The sequence below is a fragment of the Aureimonas sp. Leaf427 genome, assembly GCF_001425485.1.
Classification (GTDB): domain Bacteria; phylum Pseudomonadota; class Alphaproteobacteria; order Rhizobiales; family Rhizobiaceae; genus Plantimonas.
On sequence record NZ_LMQW01000003.1, the window covers coordinates 19,479 to 39,486 of the forward strand.

The following is a 20,008-nucleotide window of genomic DNA, read 5'->3' on the forward strand; positions in this document are numbered from 1 at the left end:
GCCGGTGGAGAACGGCTCGCTCCCGGACGGCTCCGTCGATCGAAGACGCCCGTCATCCTCCGGAGCCTGTCATGAGCCACCTCTTCTCGCCCCTCGCCCTTCGCGGGACGACCTTCCGCAACCGCCTCGTCCTCTCGCCCATGTGCCAGTATGCGGCGGAAAACGGCTTCGTCGGCGACTGGCATCGGGAGCACCATGCCCGTCTGGCGCTCGGAGGGCTCGGCGGCGCCATTCTGGAGGCGACCGCCGTCGTGCCGGAAGGGCGGATCACGCCCGGCTGCCTCGGCATCTGGAGCGAGGATCACATTGCCGGCCTCTCCGAGATCGTCGCGACCTACCATCGCCACGGCACGGCCGTCGGCATCCAGCTCGCCCATGCCGGCCGCAAGGCGAGCACCGCGCTGCCCTGGGAGGGCAACGGCCCCCTGCCCGAGGGCGACCCGCGCCGCTGGACGACCAAGGGCCCGAGCGCCCTCGCCTTCGCCGAAGGGCGCCCGACGCCGGAGATGCTGACCGAGGCCGAGATCGGCGATATCGTCGCCGCCTTCGGCGCGGCGACGCGGCGCGCCATGGCGGCGGGCTTCGACTTCGTCGAAATCCACGGCGCGCATGGCTACCTGATCCACGCCTTCCTGGCGGACATTTCCAACCGGCGCACCGATGCCTATGGCGGCTCGATCGAGAACCGCATGCGTCTGGCGCTGGAGGTGACGTCCGCCGTGCGCGCCGCCTTGCCGGAGGAGGCGCCGCTCCTCTTCCGGGTTTCCGCGATCGACGGCGTCGCCGGCGGTACGACGATCGAGGAGACCGTCTCTCTCGCCAAGGCCCTGAAGGCGGCGGGCGTCGATCTCGTGGACTGCTCCTCGGGCGGCATCGGCGGGCCTTCGGGCGTCACCGGCGTGAAGCCGACGCCCGGCTTCCAGGTCCCGCTGGCCGCCGAGGTGAAGCGCGGAGCCGGCATTCCCACCATGGCCGTCGGCCTCATCCGCGATCCGGAGCTCGCCGAAACCGTCGTCGCGGAAGGCTCGGCCGATCTCGTCGCCATGGGCCGCGAGCTTCTTGCCGACAGCGCCTTCGCCTATCGCGCCGCGCGGGAGCTGGGGCTCGAGGACCCGGAATCGGTCCTCCCGCTGCGGTTTGGCTTCTTCCTCGCCCGCCGCCCGCCGAGCCCGGCCGCGCGTCCGGCGAGCTGAGTCCTGCAGCGCCGGGCAGGGCGGAAAGCGACGGCCGAGTCGCGGCGCCGGAACCCTTCCGGCCCGCCGCCCCTTCCATCCCGGAAATCCCGGCCTGCCCGGGAGAACCTCGCACGAAGGAGCGACGCCATGTCGAACACGCCCAAGCCCGACCTTCTCGACAACATGAGCCAGCGCACCGACAACGACTTCAACGGCGTTCGCGACGACAGCCTGATCGGCCAGGATCTTCCCGACGACGAGGCGGAGGACGAGAGCGCGTACGGCGGGGACGAACTTGCGCCCGAACGGTCGCAGGACCCGAAGTCGATCTAAACTGGAAACGACGAGGGCGCCCGCGGGCGCCCTCCTTGTCCTTCAGCTGGCCCAGTCCTGAAGGTAGCTCGGTGCGAGCGACAATCCGACCGGCGGCCCGTTCGAGGGCGGCGGATCGAGGACGCCCTCCTGCAGATAGCGCAGCGTGCCCACGAGCTTGGCGTGGGTGAAGGGTTTCGCCAGCACGCCGATCGCCCCGCAATAGTCGGGCTTCAGCATGGACGGATTGGCGGTCAGGAAGATGAAGTTCGTCCGGCCGCGCGTGCGCAGATGATGCGCGACGTCGATGCCGCTCGATCCGTTGAGAAGGTGGATGTCGAGGAAGACGAGGTCCGCGCCCACCTCCTCCACCATCGCGATCGCCTCCTCGGCCGAGGTCGCCCAGCCCGCCACGATATGGCCCTCGTCCTCGACGGTCGCCTCGATGTCCATGGCGATCATGCCCTCGTCCTCGACGATGAGGACGCGAAGCGGACGAAGATCGCTCATGGCCGTCCCCTGCCGGCCTGAAGCGGAAAGGCGACGGTCGCCCGCGTGCCCGGCTGGGCATCCGTCCATTCCAGCGTGCCCCGGATCTGCCGCACCAGCGAATCGACCAGCCGGTGGCCGAACGTCTTGCGCTCCGTCCGTCCGGTCGCGCCGAGCCCGACCCCGTCATCCTCGACGATCAGCGTCGCCGTCGTCCCGTCGTTGCGCGTCGCGACGCGGATGCGGCCGGTATCCCGTTCGCCGGGAAAGGCGTGCTTCAGCGCATTGGTCAGAAGCTCGTTGACGAGAAGGGCGAGCGGCGACGCGCTGGCCGAGGCGACTTCGACGGGCTCGAGATCCAGTTCCAGGCGAATGCGCGACTGACCCGCCGACTCGATGACGCCGCTGGCGATCTCGCCGATGAACTCGCCGACGCTGAAGGTCGCGATATCCTTGGATTCGTAGAGCCGCCGGTGGACCGCGCCGAGCGTCTCGACCCGCGCGAGCGTCGCGACAAGCGAATCCTGCACGGCCGGCGCGCCCGAAAAGCGCGCCTGGTTGCGGATCATGGCGGCCACCATCTGAAGATTGTTCTTCACGCGGTGATCCACCTCGTGGAGCAGCATGGTCTTCTGGGCGAGCGCGGCCTCCAGCTCGGCCGTGCGCTCGCGCACGGCGCGCTCGAAGAACTCCTTGCCCTCCACCGCCGCGATCTCGCGCTCCTTGCGGTCGGTCACGTCGAACTGGGAGGCGAAGTAGAACTGCAACTCGCCGGATTCGGAGAAGACGGGGCTGATGTAGAGCGCGTTCCAGAAGGGCTCGCCGTCCTTCTTGTGGTTCAGAATTTCGACGGAAACGTCGGTGCGCGCCTCGATCGCCTGACGGATCAGCGCCACGTCGCCGGCATCGGTATCGGGCCCCTGCAGGAAGCGGCAGTTGCGGCCCAGAACCTCGTCCCGCTCATAGCCGGTGAGGCGGCAGAAGGCGTCGTTGCAGAAGACGATGGGATTGTCGATCTGGCGGGGATCGGTGATGATCATCGGCATGCGCGTGGCGCGCACGGCTGCGGCGAACGGATCGCCACGGCCCTGCTCGGCATGCAGTCGGTCGGTCAGTTCGACGGCGTCGATACGCTCCAAAACGCAACTCCAAGATCGCCAGGACTTCCCGCTGGGCCTCGATCCAAGATGCGTCGAGCGCCGGCCCTGTCCAGACGCTGCAACCGCGACATGGTTCCGCACTTCCATGCGATCGCACACGTCTTCAACCTGAGAGAGCAGGATTCGCGCGAGGTTCCGGGCGTCCTCGCGCAGCCGCTCGTTCGATGCAGGATCAGACGGTCCCGGCCGCCCGAAGCGCCTCGACCGCCGCCGCGTCGAGATCGAGCCAGTCGGCCAGAACCTCGGCCGTCTGTCCGCCCAGGGCCGGCGGGGCCGAGCGGTAGCTGACGGGGGTTCGCGACAGCCGCACGGGGCTGGCCACGAGCGAGACCGAACCCGCCGTCTCGTGCGGCACCTCGACGCGAACGCCGCGCGCCTTCACATGTGGGTCCTCGAAGACGTCCGCGATCGCGTTGACCGGGCCGCAGGGCACGCCGACCGCCTCCAGCGCGGCGATCCAGTCGGACGTGTACCGCAGGCGCGTGGCCTTGGCGATCATCGGCACGAGGTCGGCGCGATGCGCGACGCGGGCGCGGTTGGTCGCGAAGCGCGGGTCCTCGGCCCATCCGGCATGGCCGAAGACGCTTGCCGCGCGGGCGAACTGCGCGTCGTTGCCGACTGCCAGGATCATCGCGCCGTCGCGCGTCGGAAAGTCCTGATAGGGCACGATGTTGGGATGGGCGTTGCCGAGCCTCTGCGGGGAAACCCCGGAGGCGAAGAAGTTCGTCGCCTGGTTGGCGAGGCTCGCGATCTGCGCGTCGAGAAGCGCGATGTCGACATGCTGCCCCTCGCCCGTCCGCTCCCGCGCGTTCAGCGCGGCGAGGATGCCGATCGTGGCGTAGAGGCCGGTGACGACGTCGGTGATGGCGACGCCCACCTTCTGCGGCCCCGCCCCCGGCTCGCCTTCGCGCCCGCCGGTGATGCTCATCAGACCGCCCATGGCCTGGATCAGGAAATCGTAGCCGGCGCGCGCGGCATAGGGGCCGTCCTGGCCGAAGCCGGTGATCGAGCAGTAGATGAGGCGCGGGTTCACCTGGCGCAGCGAGTCGTAGTCGAGCCCGTATTGCGCGAGCCCGCCGACCTTGTAGTTCTCCAGAAGAATGTCCGCCTTGGCTGCCAGCGCCCGCACGATGCGCTGCCCCTCCGGCGTCGCGATGTCGAGCGTCACCGAACGCTTGTTGCGGTTGGCGCAGAGGAAATAGGCCGCGACATCCGTCTCCGCGCCATCGCGGTCCTTCAGGAAGGGGGGGCCCCAGCCGCGCGTGTCGTCGCCGGCGCCCGGCCGCTCGATCTTGACGACGTCGGCGCCGAGATCGCCGAGCGTCTGCCCGGCCCAGGGGCCGGCGAGAATGCGCGACATATCGAGGACGCGGAGCCCCGACAGCGCTCCCTCGGCCGGTTCCGCATTCGCCTGCGCCATGGTCTCGCCCTTCCCGATCGCGCGGCGTGCCGCATTCGGCGTAGACCACGCCTGCCGCTCCGATCCTTGGGAAGCCGCTCCGCCGCCCATTGTCAACGGTGCGCAAAAGACGGCACGGTGGCGAAGGACGGCGGGGGAGGACGAGGCATGGCATCGAGCGGAGAGCGGCGGCCCCTGGCCTCGCGCCAGACACGCTGGGCGGCGGCGCTCCTGAAGGCGCTTCTGGCGACGCCCGTCACCGCGAACGGGATCTCCGTCCTCGGCATCCTCTTCGCGATCCTCGCCGGTCTCGCGCTCGCGGCCGCGCCGGACCATCCCGTCCTCTATCTGGCGGCCGCCCTTCTCGTGCAGCTTCGCCTCGTCTGCAATCTCATGGACGGGCTGGTCGCCGTCGAGGGCGGGCGCGGCTCGGCGGTCGGCGCGCTCTACAACGAGGCGCCGGACCGATTGGAGGACAGCGCGATCCTCATCGGCCTCGGCTATGCCGCCTTCCTTCCGGAAGCGGGCTTCGTCGCCGCGATCCTCGCGGTCTTCACGGCCTATGTGCGCATGCTCGGCGGCTCGCTCGGGCTTCCCCAGGATTTCGGCGGGCCGATGGCCAAGCCCCAGCGCATGGCGGCGGTGACGCTCGCCTGCATTCTCGCCGCACTGGAAGCCTGGTTCCTCGGCTCGCACTGGTCGCTGCAGATCGTCCTCGCCGTCATCGTTCTCGGCACCGCCTATACCGGGCTGCGGCGGCTGCGGCGGCTCGGCACGCTTCTGCGCGAGCGCGGGACATGAGGATCGCAGCGAGCATTCTGCGCACGGCGTTGATCGCCACGACGCGCTTCGTCATCGGCGGGCATGCGCGCTGGATCGGCTCGGTGCCGACGACGCGCCAGCGCATCTACTTCGCCAATCACGGCAGCCATCTCGATACGATCGTGCTCTGGGCGGCACTCCCGCCGATGCTCCGCCGCACCACCCATCCCGTGGCCGCCGCCGACTATTGGGGCGCCACGCGCGCCCGGCGCCATGTCGCGCTCGACATTCTCAACTGCGTCCTGATCGACCGAAAGCGCGCCGAGGCCGGCGCCGATCCCCTGGCGCCGCTCCATGCCAAGCTCGTCGAAGGCGGCTCGCTCATCCTCTTTCCCGAGGGCACGCGCGGCACGGAGGCCCTGCCCGGCCCCTTCAAGCGCGGGCTCCACACGCTCGCCGCCACCTTCCCAGATGTCGAGCTCGTCCCGGTCTATCTCGACAATCTCTCGCGCGCCTTCCCGAAGGGCGCCTATCTGCCCGCCCCGATCAGCTGCAGCGTGCGCTTCGGCGCGCCCATCGAGCTCCGGCCGATGGAGGACCGGGCGGATTTCCTGAGCCGGGCGCGGGATGCGGTCGCGGCCCTCGCGGCCCCGGTCGCTCCATGATGCGCGCCCGCGGCCGGACGGCACGAGAAGACAGATCGGACCGTCATGGATAGAACCACGCTCACCCTCTTTCTCGGCATCGGCGCGATCCTCCTCGTCGCCTCCCTCGTCGGCGCCGTGCTGAAGCGGCGCACGACGAGCGAGGCCGGGCGCGCGACGGTGGAGAACCTGAACCAGCGCGTGAAGGCCTGGTGGCTGATGGTCGCGATCTTCGGCGCGGCCTTCGCCTTCGGCCAGACGGTGACGCTCGTCCTCTTCGCGCTGACCTCCTTCTACTGCCTGCGCGAGTTCATCACGCTGACGCCGACGCGTCCGGCCGACCACCGCTCGGTGGCGGCGGCCTTTTACGTCTTCATCCCGCTGCAATACTATCTCGTCGGCATCGACTGGCTGTCGCTCTTCTCGATCGCCATTCCGGTCTACGCCTTCCTGATCCTGCCCATGCTCTCGGTCATGGCCGGCGAGACGCAGAACTTCCTGCAGCGCACCGCGAAGATCCAGTGGGGCCTGATGCTGACGGTCTACTGCATCAGCCACGCGCCCGCGCTGCTCATGCTCGACCTGCCGGGCTTCGAGGGCCGGAACTTCCTTCTCCTCTTCTTCCTCATCACCGTCGTCCAGCTTTCCGACGTGTTGCAATACGTCTTCGGCAAGCTCTTCGGCCGGCGCAAGGTCGCGCCGAACGTCAGCCCGTCCAAGACCTGGGAAGGCCTGATCGGCGGCGCTTTCAGCGCGACCGCGATCGGCGCCGGCCTCTTCTGGATCACGCCCTTCTCGCCCCTCCAGGCGGGCGCGCTGGCCTTCGCCATCGTCGTCGCCGGCTTCTTCGGCGGGCTCGTCCTCTCCGCCATCAAACGCTCGCTCGGCGCCAAGGACTGGGGCACGATGATCGAGGGCCATGGCGGCGCGCTCGACCGGATGGACAGCGTCACCTACGCCGCGCCGATCTTCTTCCATCTCGTGAACTACTTCTTCGTCCCCTGACGCCTGTCCGCGCGTCCGGCGGCATCCCCAACGGAAACCGGGGAGAATGCCGGGCCTTTCTTGACCTTTGGCGCCGGGGAAGCTAAGCGAAGGTCTCTCGTGACAGCGTGCGACGAGCGGCGCATTCTGCGACGCTTCTCCGGCTCGACCGAGCCAGGGAGGCGGCAATCTCCCGTTTATCTCCTTCAATAGCGGTAACAACAAGCATTGAGCACTCCCAAGGACAACGACTTCGCCGATCGTCGCAAGACGGCCATCGAGGCCAAGAAGGCGCTTCTGGAAAAGTTCAAGGCGAAGCCCGACGAGAACGATCCGGCCGTCCAGGCCCGCATCGCCGAGCGTAAGGCGATCGCGGAGGCGCGCGAGGCGCGCGCCGAGCAGAAGCGCGCCGAACTCGCCCGCAAGGCCGAGGAGGAGAAGCTCCTCGAGGAGCAGCGCGAGCAGGAGCGCATCGCGGAGGAGGCCCGCAAGAAGGCCGAGGCCGACGCGCACATCACCCGCCTCCTCGCCGACGAGGCCGAGCGCAAGGCAGCCCGCGACGCGCGCTACGCCGCCCGCAAGCAGCGCAAGAAGTAAGACCGGCGCCCGATCGAGGGCGCCGCAACGACGACCCGGCGATGGGGCCGCGATCTCGTTCCGCAGGGAACGGTCGCGGCGATCGCCATGGAGCACACTGGGTCCGGGAGGGGCTCGCGAGGCTCCGACCCCATGAACCCTCGGCACTGCATTTCCCGGCGATCGGCAACGATACCGGGAGGCGTGCCTCCTGCCCGCGGGATGATCCCGTGGTGCGTGCCTCCGCCGGTCCGACCGAGGCCGGCTCCGGCCGGGTCCTTTCGCGTACGGCCGCCCTCATTCCGAAGGATTGCCGCCGTGCCGTTCCGACCGACCGCCCCCGCCCTCGAACGCGCCCTCGCCGCGCGCAACTATGCCGAGCCGACGCCGGTTCAGGACGCCGTCCTTGAGCCGCACACCGAGGGCCGCGACCTTCTCGTCTCCGCCCAGACCGGCTCGGGCAAGACCGTCGCCTATGGCCTCGCCATCGCCAAGACGCTGCTCGGCGACGCCGAGCGCTTCGAGGAGGCCGGCGCCCCGCTCGCCCTCGTCGTCGCGCCGACGCGCGAGCTGGCTCTTCAGGTCCATCGCGAGTTCGAGTGGCTCTACGGCGAGACCGGCGCCAAGATCGTCACCTGCGTCGGCGGCATGGACCCGCGCGCCGAGCAGAAGAAGCTCCAGGCCGGCGCCCATATCGTCGTCGGCACGCCCGGCCGCCTGCGCGACCATCTGGAGCGCGGCCGTCTGCAGATCGGCGGCCTTCGCGCCGTGATTCTCGACGAGGCCGACGAGATGCTCGATCTCGGCTTCCGCGAGGATCTGGAGTTCATGCTGGAAGCGACGCCGGAAAGCCGTCGCACGCTCCTCTTCTCCGCCACGCTCCCGAAGGCCATCAACGCGATGGCCAAGCGCTACCAGCGCGACGCGCTGCGCATCGAGGCGACGCGCGGGGCGACCGGCCATGTCGACATCGAGTATCGCGCGATCCGCATCGCGCCGAACGAGGTCGAGCACGCCGTCGTCAACATGATCCGCTTCACGGAGGCGCCGAGCGCCATCGTCTTCTGCAACACGCGCGAGGCGGTCCGCCATCTCCATTCGGGCCTCGTCGAGCGCGGCTTCTCAGCCGTCTCGCTGTCGGGCGAACTCGGCCAGTCCGAGCGCAACGCCGCCATGCAGTCGCTGCGCGACGGCCGGGCGCGAGTTTGCGTCGCGACCGACGTCGCCGCACGCGGCATCGATCTGCCCAGCCTTGGCCTCGTCATCCATGCCGAGCTGCCGAACGACGCCGAGACCCTCCAGCACCGCTCCGGCCGCACCGGCCGCGCCGGGCGCAAGGGCGTCTCGGTCCTGCTCGTGCCGATCTCGCGCCGCAAGAAGGCCGAGCGACTTCTGGCCGAAGCGCGCATCACGCCCACCTGGGGCGGCGCGCCGACGGCCGACGACATCCGCAAGCTCGACGAGGAGCGTCTCCTCTCCGACCCGATCCTGACGCAGGAGAACGGCGAAGAGGACATGGCCGTCGCCAAGGCGCTCCTGGAGCGCCATTCGGCCGAGGATCTGGCCGCCGCGCTCGCCCGCGTCTGGCGCTCGCACCTGCCGGCGCCCGAAGACGTCTACGATCCCGGTTTCGGCCGCGACCCCAAACCCGCCAAGGACTATGCGGAAGGTCACGAGCGGGGCACCCGCAAGGAGCGCGACACCGCCCGCGGCGGCCCGACCGGCGCGACGACCTGGTTCCACATGGATATCGGCCGGCGCAACAATGCCGATCCGAAATGGCTGCTGCCGCTGATCTGCCGCCGCGGCAAGGTCACGCGCTCGGAGATCGGCGCCATCCGCATCTTCGACCGGGAGACGAAATTCGAAATTTCCGAAGAGGCCGCCAAGCGCTTTCTCGCCAGCGCCGAGGGCACGGACGGCGACGACATCACGATCACGCTGGCGCCCGAATCCTCCGGCGGCGAGTTCGCCGCCGCTCCGGCCGGCAAGCCGCGTCCGCGCAAGCCCTTCGTCAAGCGCGACGGCCCCGCGGGCGGCGCCCCGCGCCCGGCCGGCGGCGACAAGGCTTATGCCAAGCCCCGCCGCCCGAAGAAGCCGCAGGCCTGAGCTTTCGGAAGCAGGCCGGAGGCCGTCAGCTTTCAGAACGAGTCTTCTTCTCCCCTCCGGGGAGAAGGTCCGGCAGGGGATGAGGGGCCCCCTGCCGCAGACGCACATAAGCCGAGCGAACCCGCCAGCGCCGCCGACCCCTCATCGCTTGCCGGCACGTCTCTCCGCAGGAGGGGAGAAGCAAGCTGGAAGCGACGAGTGGATCAGTGCCGTTCCTTCGTCGTCGCGAAGCGCACGGCAGGATAGTTCTTCTGGGCGTAGCCGAGTTCCCAGGAGTTGCGCGCCAGGAAGACCGGGCGGTCCTCCCGGTCCCGCGCCAGATCGCCCTGGTTCGACTTCACGAACCGCTCGAGTTCGGCCGGATCGTCCGAATCCACCCAGCGTGCGGTGTCGAAGGCCGAGGTCTCCAGCATGACCTCGACGCCATATTCGTTGATCAGCCTCGATTGCAGCACTTCCAGCTGCAGCGCGCCGACGACGCCGACGAGCCAGGCCGCGCCGATCACCGGGCGGAACACCTGGACGACGCCCTCTTCCGCCAGATCGTTCAGAGCCTTGGCCAGCTGCTTGGTCTTCATCGCGTCGGGCAGGCGCACGCGGCGGATGAGCTCGGGCGCGAAGCTCGGAATGCCCGTCACGTTGAACTCCGAGCCCTCCGTCAGCGTGTCGCCGACCGACAGCGTGCCGTGGTTCGGAATGCCGACGATGTCGCCGGCCACCGCCTCGTCGGCGATCTCGCGCTCGCGGGCGAAAAAGAACATCGGGCTCGACACCTTCATGTCTTTCGCCGTGCGAACGTTGCGAAGCCGCATGCCGCGCTTGAAGACGCCAGAGGTCAGCCGCACGAAGGCGATGCGGTCGCGGTGGTTGGGGTCCATGTTCGCCTGAATCTTCAGGACGAAGCCGGACACTTCCGGGTTCGCCGGCTGGATCGGCTCGGGGTTCGCCGGCTGGGGCAGCGGCGACGGCGCGAACCGGCAGACGGTCCGCAGGAGATCGTGCACGCCGACCTCGCGCATGGCCGAGCCGAAGACGACCGGCGTCAGGTGCCCCTCGCGATAGGCCTTGAGGTCGAAGGCCGGCAGCGACATGCGGGCGATCTCCATGCCCTCGATCGAGGGGGCGAAGACCGGATCGTTCGCCAAGGCGGGATCGGCCGCGAACGTGGCGAGATCGGCATAGTCCTGGCGCGAGCGGTTGCTGCGCGTCAGCGTCACCGGACCCTCGTTCATCGTGACGATGCCCTTGAAGTCCGTGCCCATGCCCATCGGCCAGGTCAGCGGCGTCGCGTCGAGCGCGAGCGAGGACATGATCTCGTCCAGCGTCTCCAGCGGATCGCGGCCTTCGCGGTCGATCTTGTTGACGAAGGTGATGATGGGAATATCGCGAAGCCGGCAGACCTCGAAGAGCTTCAGCGTCTGCGCCTCGATGCCCTTGGCGGCGTCGATCACCATGATCGCGGAATCGACGGCGGTAAGGGTTCGGTAAGTATCTTCGGAGAAGTCGGCGTGACCCGGCGTGTCCAAAAGGTTCAGAACAAGGCCGTCATACTCGAAGGTCATGACCGAGGAGGAAATCGAAATGCCGCGCTTCTGCTCGATTTCCATCCAGTCGGACCGAGTGCGCCGGCGCTCGCCACGCTCCTTGACCTGGCCTGCCAGCCGGATCGCGCCGCTCTCGAAGAGCAGTTTCTCGGTCAGCGTCGTCTTGCCGGCATCGGGATGCGAGATGATGGCGAAGGTCCGCCGGCGCGTATGGCCCGAGGCGAGATCGAAAAGACCATCGTCGATGCGCCCGACATCGGCGCTACCCTGCAAGTCGCTCATGAAGTTCCGTCTGTCGATGATCTGCCCGGCTGGAGAAGCCACGGGAAAAAGGCCGGCGGGAGAGACGATCCGATTCGCGCGCGAAAGGTCGCGGTCGGATCTACGTCCGTCCGGTCATATCATCTGGAACCCATGGCGGCGCAAGCCCAAACCCTTGATCAGTCGGACTGACAATTCGCATTTGCACATACAGGACTTTTAGACGATTGACATCGGAGCGAAACTCCGCGCCTTCTTCAAGTGATGATCTGTCACTTTTACGTCAACGGCACGCATGCCGGTACGATCACGTGGGAGGTCCCTTGAAGACCCAGACCATATCCGCAGCCGCTCTGGCCAGTCTTCTCGAGCAGGTGGCTCGACGCATCCACAGCCAGGGCTACGCCTCGGATCTGTTTCCCGCCCAGTGGGCGGCGATCCGCTATCTCGATGCGGCACCGCCGCAGTTGCGCACGGCGATCGATCTGGCGCGCTTCCAGGGCCTCGCCTCCGGCGCGGTGGCGCGAACGGTGCGCACGTTGATCTCCAAGGGCCTCCTCGTCAAACTCGGCACGATCGGTCGCGGCCGCGCCGAGCAGCTGGAACTGACCGATCTCGGGCGTCGCATCCTCGCCGACGACCCGCTCCAGTCGATCGCCGCCGCCCTAGAGATCCTGCCGCAGAAGGATCGCGAGACGCTGGCCACCGGGCTCGAGATCGCCATCCGCGCCACCATGCCGGAAGCGCCGCCTCTGGACGAGGACAAGATCGAGGAAGGCCTCGCTGCGGAGGCCTCGTGACGAAGCTTCCATCCTCTGGCATGCTGGTTCGAAGGTTCCCGCATTGAGCCGAAGACGCTCCGGCTGCCTGCCGGGGCTCGACGATCGAACGATGACGCCGTTTTGGCGCACGTCTCCCACGCCACGGATATGAGTTCCGATGTCCGGGCTTCGGCTTCTCGTCCTTCTCATCCTCGCGATGCTGCCGCTCTCCTCCTGCGCCACGCGGGAGGCGCGGCTGTCCGAACTCCTGGTCTCGGAGGTCGAGAGCTTCGTCGATCCCGACGGCTCGCTGCCGATCGGGGAGATCGACGCGCGCCGCGACCAGCTCTTCCAGCCCGGCCGGTCGGCGGCCTCGCGCTTCGGACTGCCGCGCGTGAACCGGACGACCGTCTGGATGAAGATCGACGAACGGGCGATCCTTGCTTTGGCCGGGCGCGGTTGGTCAGAGCCCATCGTCCTGATGCTCGAGGACAATCAGGTGCGCGAGGCGCGCCTCGTTCTCGTCGGCGGCGATGCCCTGCAGAGCCAGGTCTGGAAAAAGCTGAACGAGGAAAACCATGCGGGGGAGGACGGCTTCCGCTATCCCGTCTTCCTGCTCGATCCCGCAGATCTGTCGCACGGCCGCCTCTATCTGTCGCTGCGCGCGGAGGGGCCGATCGTCGGCAGCCCCCGGATCGCGGATTTCCAGAGCTTCGCCAGCATCTACGACGGCGGAACGCGGCTCCTGACGCTCGTCATCGGCGTTCGGGTGGCGATCTTCGCCTATATCCTGGCGCTCGGCCTGTCGCTGAAGAGCCGCACCAATCTCTGGCTCGCCGGCTTCGTCGGCGTCACTCTTCTCCTGATCGCGCTGAACAACACGATCTTCGACTTCGCCGCTCTGCCCGGCGGCGTCGCCTTCACGCGTGGACTGACGCTCGGCGCGACGTTCCTCGTCCATCTCTGCGTGATCGGCTTCGCCGCGCGCTTCCTGCGCGTCCATTCGCGGGCACCCGCCGTCTTCTCGGTCTATGTCGTCCTCGGCAATCTCTTCATAGCGGGAACGGTGGCCGCGACGATCGACGGGCTCTTCGACATCGGCATCATGCCCGAACTCGTGCCCTATCTGCGCATCGCCGTTCTCCTCTTCACGCTGGTCGCGGCGGCGGCCGTCCTGCCGCGCGGACCCGCCCGCGCCTGCGGCTTCTTCCTCGCCTGGACCCCGGTCATGGGCGCCGTCGTGCTGCGCGTCCTTCAGGACTTCGCGCCGCTATGGGCGCCGCAGACCATTTCCAACGGGGCGATGCTCAGCGGCACGACCCTCTCGCTCGCCCTCTTCGCCGTCATTTCCTCGATCGACGTGCAACGCCGCGAGGCCCGGCTGAAGGCGAATGTCCGGCACAATGCCGAGCGCTTCAAGGCCTTCGCCGAGATCGGAACGGACGCCTCCTGGGAGGTGGACGGAACCGGCTACATCTCCTTCGTGGCGGGAAATCCGGCCCCCCTCGCCCGACTGAAGCTCGGCGACGCCTTCGTGGAATGCATCGAACGGGCGACGAGCCCGGAAGCCGCCGCCCCCGTGCGCGCGGCGATCGCCGGCCGCTTTCCCTTCGACGACGTGCGCCTGCGACTGTCCGACAATCCCAACCGAGAAGCCTGGATCAGCCTCAGCGGCCGGCCGATCCTCGATCGAACGCATGCCCTCTTCGGCGGCTCGGTCTATCGCGGGCTGATCCGCGACGTCTCCGACGAGGTCGAGCGGGAAAGCCGGCGGCTGGTCGAACAGCAGGTCTTCGCCCTCGGCCAGCTGGCCGGCAGCGTGGCGCACGAGATCAACAACCTGCTCCATCCCGTGATCAACCTGACCAAGCGCCTGCGCGCCCGCCGCTCCTCGGCCGGCGACCCCGAGGGCGCGCGCATGCTGGATCTCATCGACCAGTCGAGCCGGCAGGCCGCGCGCGTCGTCTCGGAGCTACTCCAGACGATGCGCGGCGACCGAGGCAAGGATGTCGCGCGGCCCCTTTCCGTCGCGCTGGAACAGGCGCTGGACGGCATCCGCCCCGCCCTGCCGTCGGGCGTCGCCATCGATCTCGTCTGCGAGCCGGGCCTCTATCCGCCGGTGCGCGTCGGGGACATGCTCCAGGTGCTCGGCAATCTCGTCTCCAACGCGGTCCACGCGATGGACGGGCATGGCGCCATCCGCATCCATCTCGTCCAGACCGGCCGGGTCGCCAAGATGACCGTCGCGGACACCGGCCAGGGCATGCCGGAGCATGTGCGCATGCGCGCCCTTCAGCCCTTCTTCAGCACGAAGACGGATGGTCGGGGAACCGGCATCGGACTTTACATCGTGCAACGGATTATCGGCGATTATAACGGACGCATCGCCATCGACTCGGCGCCGGGAACCGGCACGAGCGTGACGATCCTGATCCCGAACCCGGGGGAGACCGATGACGACTGAAGCCTCGTTGCCGACCGCGCTGATCGCCGAAGACGTGCCCATGGTGCGCGAGAGCCTCGCCATCGCCCTGCGGGAAGCAGGTTTCGATGTCGTGGCCGCCGCCAATGGCCGAGAGGCGCTGGAGGCGCTGGCGGAACGCCGCTTCGACGTTCTCGTCACCGACATGTGGATGCCGGAGGTCGATGGTCTGCGGCTTCTGAAGGAGATCCGCGGCCGCCATGCCGGCATGCGCGTCTTCGGCGTGACCGGCGGCGGCCCGCGCCTGACGATCGAGGCCATGACCTCGCTCGCCGAAATCTGGGGCGCGGAGAAGGTCTTCCTGAAGCCCTTCGACGAAGACGATCTCGTCGCCGCCATCCGCGCGCCCCGGGGCTGATCCCGGCAAGGCCGGTCGCGCAGAGGCGCGGGCGCTCAAGACGGGATGGGCAGGCGTACGATCGCCGACAGGGCCCGATGGTCGGAAAGGCGCCGGAGGCTCTCGTCCTCGGCTTCGGCCTCCAGCTCGATCCCGGCGGAGGCGTAGATCCGGTCCATCCGCGCGACGGGCCGGCCGGCCGGCCAGCTCTTCGGCGACAGGCGCGTCGGCAGGGCCGACGACAGCGCGGCATCGACGGGCCCGCCGAGGCGCCACTCGTTGAGGTCGCCGAGAACCAGCACCGGCAGATCAGTCTCCGCCGTCCAGTCCCGCAAGGCCTCCGCCTGCCGGCGTCGATCGCGCCCGAAGAGGCCGAAATGGGTGGAGAGAACGCGCAAGGGTCCGCCCGGCACCGCCAGCACCGCATCGATGGCGAAGCGCTTCTCGACAAGGCCGCCGGGCAAGGGCCGCACGCGCGAGCTTTCGATCGGCCAGCGGCTCCAGAGGAGATGGCCGTAGTCGCGGCCGGGGCGCGGCACGGTGCGGGCCTCCACGACATGGCACCCGAGGCCGGCGGAAAAGCGCTCGAAGGCCCGCTCCTGCCGGCCGAAATGCGTCCGCCCGTCGATCTCCTGCAGCGCCAGGATGTCCGGCTGCAGGCGCCGGATCGCGTCGAGGATGCGGCCGGGATCGCAGCGGCCGTCGGCGCCGACCGCGCCATGGATGTTCCAGCTCGTGAGGCGCAGCACGCCGGTCACGCGAAGCTGCCCGGTCAGGCGAGGAAGCGCTGGTCCGCCGCGTCGAGATCGCGGCGGATGCGGGTGACGAGCAGCGTGTCGTCCGCCGTGCAGTTCTCGTGCGTCAGGAGGTCCCCCGCCTTGATCGGTCTGGCGACCCGCGCCTTTTCGGCAAGGCCGAGCGGCAGCGCGTGCTGCCGGCGCCCCTCGGCCCAGGTCATGGCCCAGCCGCGATAGTCGCTCTCCCCGATGCGGCCGAGCGTCTCGCCGACGGCAAGGTCTCGCTTGGCGACGGCGCCGCATTCGGCGACGGGCCGCTCCACCGGCTCCATGTCGGGCCGGCGGTGGAGGACCGCGCGGATCGCCGAGAGCGGCGTTTCGAGCGAAGTCAGATGGAAGGGTCGGATGAGCGCGAAGCAGGGACCGGAGCCGACCTTCAGGTCCGCCATGCGCTCGATCGCGCGCTCGTGGCGCGGCTTCACCACGCAGAAGACGCCGGGCGCGACGCCCGTGCCGATCGTGTAGTCGACACGTCCGGATCGGGAGAGAATGCCGCCATCGGCCTTCGAGCAGAGCACCTGCGCCAGCGTTTCGCGCGTCACGTTCGGCCCGTGCATGCCGGCCACGTCGGGCACGAGGCCCGTGCAATTGGCGATGGCGGTCATCTCCACCATGGTCTTGGAGCCGTCGATGAATTCGACGAGCATCCGCGCGTTCATGTTCCGCCGCGCCGCCTCCTCTTCGTAGTCGGCGGGAAGGGCATGGAAGTCGAGCGGATTGTTCTTGCCCTTGCCGGCGGCGACGATCTCCATGCCCAGGCTCTGCGCAAAGGCGATGAGCTCCAGCGTCGAGGCCGGCTCGTCGCCGGCCGAGCCGGTGTAGACGACGCCGGCCCGCTTGGCTTCGGCGGAGAGATGACGGCCGACCGTGATGTCGGCCTCGACGTTCAACATGACGATATGCTTGCCGTTGCGAATGGCCTCGAGCGCCAGCCGCGCGCCGATATCCGGGCTTCCCGTCGCGTCGATCACGACGTCGATCCGCCCGGCGGCGCAGAGGTCGAGAATGTCGTCGGTGATCGCGATCCCGCCCGCTTCGATCACGCGGTCGATGTCGGAAGCGCCGGAGGCGATGCGGCCATGCCCGGCCTCGTAGCCGGCCATGGCGATCGCCTCCATCGGGCGCGTCGGGCGGCTCGCGGCGATGGCGCCGATCCGGAAGCCCGTCATCAGCGCGGCCTGCACGACGATGTCGGTTCCCATCTGGCCGGCGCCGGCAAGGCCGACCGTGATCGGGCCCTTGGCCGCGACATGGGCGTCGAGTTCTGCGGCAAAACCGACGCGGTCGATCGTGGTCATGGCGGCGTCCTGGCGGCTGGGCCGCAAGGCGGCGTCTGCGGGTGGGTCGGCCCTATCTAACATTCCCGGCGCTCTTGGGAAGCGCCCGCCCCGGCGCGACGCCCCGCCGCAGCGCGCAGAAGGCGGCAGCGGTCTTCGACCCGCCGAGGGACCGGGACCCGGCGAGGGACTGGACGGGAGACCCTCCTTCGCGCTTTGGATCGCAGCGAGACGGGCGCCCGACGGGGCTGGACAGGGACGGGCAGTCGATGGCGGAGAAGACGAGAGCCGAGCAGGCGGCGGAAGACCGACGCCGCCGGGCCGAGGAATCGCTGAAGGCCAACCTCAGGCGCCGCAAGGAGCAGGCGCGCGCGCGCCGCTCCATCGGCCCCGAGGAGGATGCCGGAGCCGAGGCCCCGGCCGTGCCGCCCGAAGGCGAAGTCTGATCCTCAGCCGTTGCGCCGCATCAGGTGCTTTTCCCAAGATAGGGCGTGCTCGACGATGGTCGGCAGGTCGTCGAGCGTCGGGCTCCAGCCGAGATCCGCGCGCGCCTTGGAACTGTCGGCGACGATGCTCGGCGGATCGCCGGCCCGGCGCGGCGAGAGCCGGACGGGGAAGTCCACCTTCGAGACCTCGCGCACCGTGTCCAGCACCTGGCGCACGGAAAGGCCCTGCCCGTAGCCGACATTGGCGATGATGCTGTCGCCCCCGCCGCGCAGGTGGTCGAGCGCGTGGAGATGAGCGGCGGCGAGATCGGAGACGTGGATATAGTCGCGGATGGCCGTGCCGTCCGGCGTCGGATAGTCCGTGCCGAAGATCTCGATGCCGTCGCGCTTGCCGAGGGCCGCCTCGACCGCGACCTTGATGAGATGCGTCGCGCCCTTGGTCGCCTGACCCGACCGCCCCTGCGGATCGGCGCCCGCGACATTGAAGTAGCGCAGAGCCGCGTAGGTCAGATCGTGCGCCGCGGCCACGTCCTCCAGCATCATCTCGCTCATCAGCTTGGAGCGGCCATAGGGCGAGATCGGAAGAAGCGGCCGGTCCTCCGTCACCGGCTCCGCGCCGGTCACGCCATAGGTCGCGGCGGTCGAGGAGAAGATGAAATGGGGCACGCCCGCCCCGACCGCGGTGGCGATGAGGTCGCGCGTCTTGGACGTGTTGTTGTGGTAGTATTTGAGCGGATCGGACACCGATTCCGGCACGACGATCGAGCCCGCGAAGTGCACGATCGCATCGACCTTGCGCTCGGCGATCACGCGCCCGACCAGCTCCGCATCGGCGATGTCGCCCTGCACGAGTTCGGCGGAGGGCGAGACCAGCCAGTCGAATCCGGTGACGAGATTGTCGACGACGACGACCTCCTCGCCGCGATCGACAAGCGCCAGAACCATGTGGCTGCCGATATAGCCGGCGCCGCCGGTGACGAGGACGGTCATGAGCGAACCTTAGAAAACCAATTTCGAGGGGACATCGTTCAACACTCCTTCATCACGCGGGCGGAGCCTTTGGAAGCGCGGCTCGCTTGGACAATTCGCCCCAAACCCAGCGTAGACTTCATCGATCGAGCCTTTTAGAACCGTTCTGGAAGGAGTCGTCCATGATCGATTACCAAGGTCACTTCGAATCCGCGATCGAGGCGCTGCACGTCGAAAAGCGATACCGCGTCTTCGCCGATCTCGAAAGGATCGCCGGCCGTTTCCCCGCCGCCGTCTGGCGCAATGGTGAAGAGTCCCGCGAAATCACCGTCTGGTGCTCCAACGACTATCTCGGCATGGGCCAGCACGAGAGCGTCGTCTCGGCGATGACCTCGACGGTCTCGGCGCTGGGGTCCGGCGCCGGCGGCACGCGCAACATTTCCGGCACGAGCCATCCGCTCGTCGAGCTGGAGCGCGAGCTTGCGGACCTGCACGGCAAGGAAGCCGCCCTCGTCTTCACCTCCGGCTTCGTCTCCAACGAGGCCTCGATCTCGACGATCGCCAAGCTCCTGCCGGACTGCCTCATCCTGTCGGACGAACTGAACCACGCCTCGATGATCGAGGGCGTGCGCAAGTCCGGCGCGCGCAAGCAGATCTTCCGCCACAACGACGTCGCCCATCTGGAAGAGCTGTTGAAGGCCGCCGACCGCGACCGGCCGAAGCTCGTCGTCTTCGAGAGCGTCTATTCGATGGACGGCGACATCGCGCCGATCGCCGAGATCGTGGCGCTCGCCGAGCGCTACAACGCCATGACCTATATCGACGAGGTCCATGCGGTCGGCATGTACGGTCCGCGCGGCGGCGGCATCGCCGAGCGCGAGGGCCTGTCGCATCGGCTCGACGTGATCGAGGGAACGCTCGCCAAGGCCTTCGGCGTGCTCGGCGGCTATATCGCCGGCACGAAGGCCGTCATCGACGCCGTGCGCTCCTACGCGCCGGGCTTCATCTTCACGACCGCCCTGCCGCCCGCCCTCGCCGCGGCCGCCACCGCCTCGATCCGCCATCTGAAGACGAGCCAGGTCGAGCGCGACGGCCAGCAGCGTCAGGCCGCCCGCGCCAAGGCCGTCTTCGCGGAGGCCGGCCTGCCCGTCATGCCGTCCGAGACGCATATCGTGCCGCTGCTCGTCGGCGATGCCGATCTCTGCAAGCAGGCGAGCGACCATCTGCTGGAAACGCACGGCATCTACATCCAGCCGATCAACTACCCGACCGTGCCGCGCGGCACCGAACGCCTGCGCATCACGCCGACCCCGCTTCACGACGACGCGCTGATCGACACGCTGCGCGAGGCGCTGGTCGAGACCTTCACGGCGATCGGCATTCCCTTCGTCGGCGAGCGCCCCGCACTGGAGGCCCGCTCGGCGGGGTTCATGCCGCTGGTCGTATCGAAGGCAGGCGGCTGACGGAACTGACGAGACAGGCGGACTTGGTGGTCTGCCGAGGTCTGCGCGATGCGCCCCCCTC

The 20,008-nt window shown here is 68.7% G+C and carries 19 protein-coding genes; 12 read left to right on the top strand and 7 right to left on the bottom strand.

All coding sequences use genetic code 11. The annotated features are described in order from the left end of the window. Nucleotides 1-71: 71 nt before the first annotated feature. Both ASG62_RS03995 and ASG62_RS04000 read left to right on the top strand, forming a co-directional pair. On the top strand, nt 72-1,193 hold the full coding sequence (locus ASG62_RS03995) for an NADH:flavin oxidoreductase/NADH oxidase (RefSeq protein ID WP_056699862.1): 1,122 nt from the start codon (nt 72-74) through the stop codon (nt 1,191-1,193). Between the two features lie 129 nt (nt 1,194-1,322). Next, on the top strand, nt 1,323-1,508 hold the full coding sequence (locus ASG62_RS04000; RefSeq protein ID WP_056699865.1) for a hypothetical protein: 186 nt from the start codon (nt 1,323-1,325) through the stop codon (nt 1,506-1,508). A gap of 42 nt (nt 1,509-1,550) precedes the next feature. Here the strand turns inward: ASG62_RS04000 and ASG62_RS04005 are convergent, their stop codons facing one another. The 3 genes from ASG62_RS04005 to ASG62_RS04015 all read right to left on the bottom strand — a co-directional run bounded on the left by ASG62_RS04005 (nt 1,551) and on the right by ASG62_RS04015 (nt 4,556). Beyond that, the gene (locus tag ASG62_RS04005; protein ID WP_056699867.1) at nt 1,551-1,997 is read right to left on the bottom strand and encodes a response regulator; all 447 of its coding nucleotides are present in this window, start codon (nt 1,995-1,997) and stop codon (nt 1,551-1,553) included. Continuing rightward, nucleotides 1,994-3,115, bottom strand: a complete 1,122-nt coding sequence (locus tag ASG62_RS04010; protein ID WP_056699870.1) for a PAS domain-containing protein — start codon at nt 3,113-3,115, stop codon at nt 1,994-1,996. The genes ASG62_RS04005 and ASG62_RS04010 overlap by 4 nt, the downstream gene beginning before the upstream one ends. A gap of 193 nt (nt 3,116-3,308) precedes the next feature. After that, nucleotides 3,309-4,556, bottom strand: a complete 1,248-nt coding sequence (locus ASG62_RS04015; RefSeq protein WP_056699873.1) for a CaiB/BaiF CoA transferase family protein — start codon at nt 4,554-4,556, stop codon at nt 3,309-3,311. A 147-nt stretch (nt 4,557-4,703) separates the two neighbouring features. Here ASG62_RS04015 and ASG62_RS04020 point away from each other — a divergent pair, with 147 nt between their 5' ends. The 5 genes from ASG62_RS04020 (at nt 4,704) to ASG62_RS04040 (ending at nt 9,610) form a co-directional block, all read left to right on the top strand. Continuing rightward, entirely contained in the window at nt 4,704-5,336 is a 633-nt protein-coding gene (locus ASG62_RS04020) for a CDP-alcohol phosphatidyltransferase family protein (RefSeq protein WP_056699876.1), read from the top strand. A 14-nt stretch (nt 5,337-5,350) separates the two neighbouring features. Continuing rightward, on the top strand, nt 5,351-5,962 hold the full coding sequence (locus ASG62_RS04025; RefSeq protein WP_056700179.1) for a lysophospholipid acyltransferase family protein: 612 nt from the start codon (nt 5,351-5,353) through the stop codon (nt 5,960-5,962). 45 nt (nt 5,963-6,007) lie between these two features. Then, the gene (locus tag ASG62_RS04030) at nt 6,008-6,946 is read left to right on the top strand and encodes a phosphatidate cytidylyltransferase (protein ID WP_056699878.1); all 939 of its coding nucleotides are present in this window, start codon (nt 6,008-6,010) and stop codon (nt 6,944-6,946) included. A gap of 207 nt (nt 6,947-7,153) precedes the next feature. Then, nucleotides 7,154-7,522 carry a DUF6481 family protein gene (locus tag ASG62_RS04035; RefSeq protein ID WP_056699882.1) on the top strand — a complete coding sequence of 123 codons (369 nt, stop codon included), beginning with the start codon at nt 7,154-7,156 and terminating at the stop codon, nt 7,520-7,522. A 297-nt stretch (nt 7,523-7,819) separates the two neighbouring features. Continuing rightward, a complete protein-coding gene (locus ASG62_RS04040; protein ID WP_056699886.1) occupies nt 7,820-9,610 on the top strand; it encodes a DEAD/DEAH box helicase in 1,791 nt (596 codons plus the stop codon). Nucleotides 9,611-9,813: 203 nt separating this feature from the next. Here the strand turns inward: ASG62_RS04040 and ASG62_RS04045 are convergent, their stop codons facing one another. Continuing rightward, nucleotides 9,814-11,436 carry a peptide chain release factor 3 gene (locus ASG62_RS04045; RefSeq protein ID WP_082537525.1) on the bottom strand — a complete coding sequence of 541 codons (1,623 nt, stop codon included), beginning with the start codon at nt 11,434-11,436 and terminating at the stop codon, nt 9,814-9,816. Nucleotides 11,437-11,738: 302 nt separating this feature from the next. Here ASG62_RS04045 and ASG62_RS04050 point away from each other — a divergent pair, with 302 nt between their 5' ends. The 3 genes from ASG62_RS04050 to ASG62_RS04060 all read left to right on the top strand — a co-directional run bounded on the left by ASG62_RS04050 (nt 11,739) and on the right by ASG62_RS04060 (nt 15,016). After that, nucleotides 11,739-12,215: a MarR family winged helix-turn-helix transcriptional regulator gene (locus tag ASG62_RS04050; protein WP_056699889.1), complete on the top strand. Its 477-nt coding sequence runs from the start codon at nt 11,739-11,741 to the stop codon at nt 12,213-12,215. Nucleotides 12,216-12,354: 139 nt separating this feature from the next. Further along, the gene (locus tag ASG62_RS04055; RefSeq protein WP_056699894.1) at nt 12,355-14,640 is read left to right on the top strand and encodes a sensor histidine kinase; all 2,286 of its coding nucleotides are present in this window, start codon (nt 12,355-12,357) and stop codon (nt 14,638-14,640) included. Then, complete coding sequence (locus ASG62_RS04060) at nt 14,630-15,016, top strand: response regulator (RefSeq protein ID WP_082537526.1); 387 nt, start codon at nt 14,630-14,632, stop codon at nt 15,014-15,016. The genes ASG62_RS04055 and ASG62_RS04060 overlap by 11 nt, the downstream gene beginning before the upstream one ends. 35 nt (nt 15,017-15,051) lie before the next feature. Here the strand turns inward: ASG62_RS04060 and ASG62_RS04065 are convergent, their stop codons facing one another. Continuing rightward, nucleotides 15,052-15,753, bottom strand: a complete 702-nt coding sequence (locus tag ASG62_RS04065) for an endonuclease/exonuclease/phosphatase family protein (RefSeq protein WP_056699901.1) — start codon at nt 15,751-15,753, stop codon at nt 15,052-15,054. Between the two features lie 14 nt (nt 15,754-15,767). Continuing rightward, nucleotides 15,768-17,090, bottom strand: a complete 1,323-nt coding sequence (locus tag ASG62_RS04070; RefSeq protein WP_056699904.1) for an NAD(P)H-dependent oxidoreductase — start codon at nt 17,088-17,090, stop codon at nt 15,768-15,770. Between the two features lie 248 nt (nt 17,091-17,338). Between ASG62_RS04070 and ASG62_RS27115 the strand changes: the two genes are divergently transcribed. Beyond that, entirely contained in the window at nt 17,339-17,515 is a 177-nt protein-coding gene (locus ASG62_RS27115) for a hypothetical protein (protein ID WP_164470485.1), read from the top strand. A 3-nt stretch (nt 17,516-17,518) separates the two neighbouring features. Here the strand turns inward: ASG62_RS27115 and galE are convergent, their stop codons facing one another. After that, nucleotides 17,519-18,505, bottom strand: a complete 987-nt coding sequence (galE, locus tag ASG62_RS04075) for a UDP-glucose 4-epimerase GalE (RefSeq protein ID WP_056699907.1) — start codon at nt 18,503-18,505, stop codon at nt 17,519-17,521. Between the two features lie 164 nt (nt 18,506-18,669). On the opposite strand from galE, the gene hemA reads away from it, so the two are divergent. After that, entirely contained in the window at nt 18,670-19,947 is a 1,278-nt protein-coding gene (gene hemA / locus ASG62_RS04080; protein WP_056700185.1) for a 5-aminolevulinate synthase, read from the top strand. The last annotated feature ends 61 nt before the right edge of the window (nt 19,948-20,008 follow it).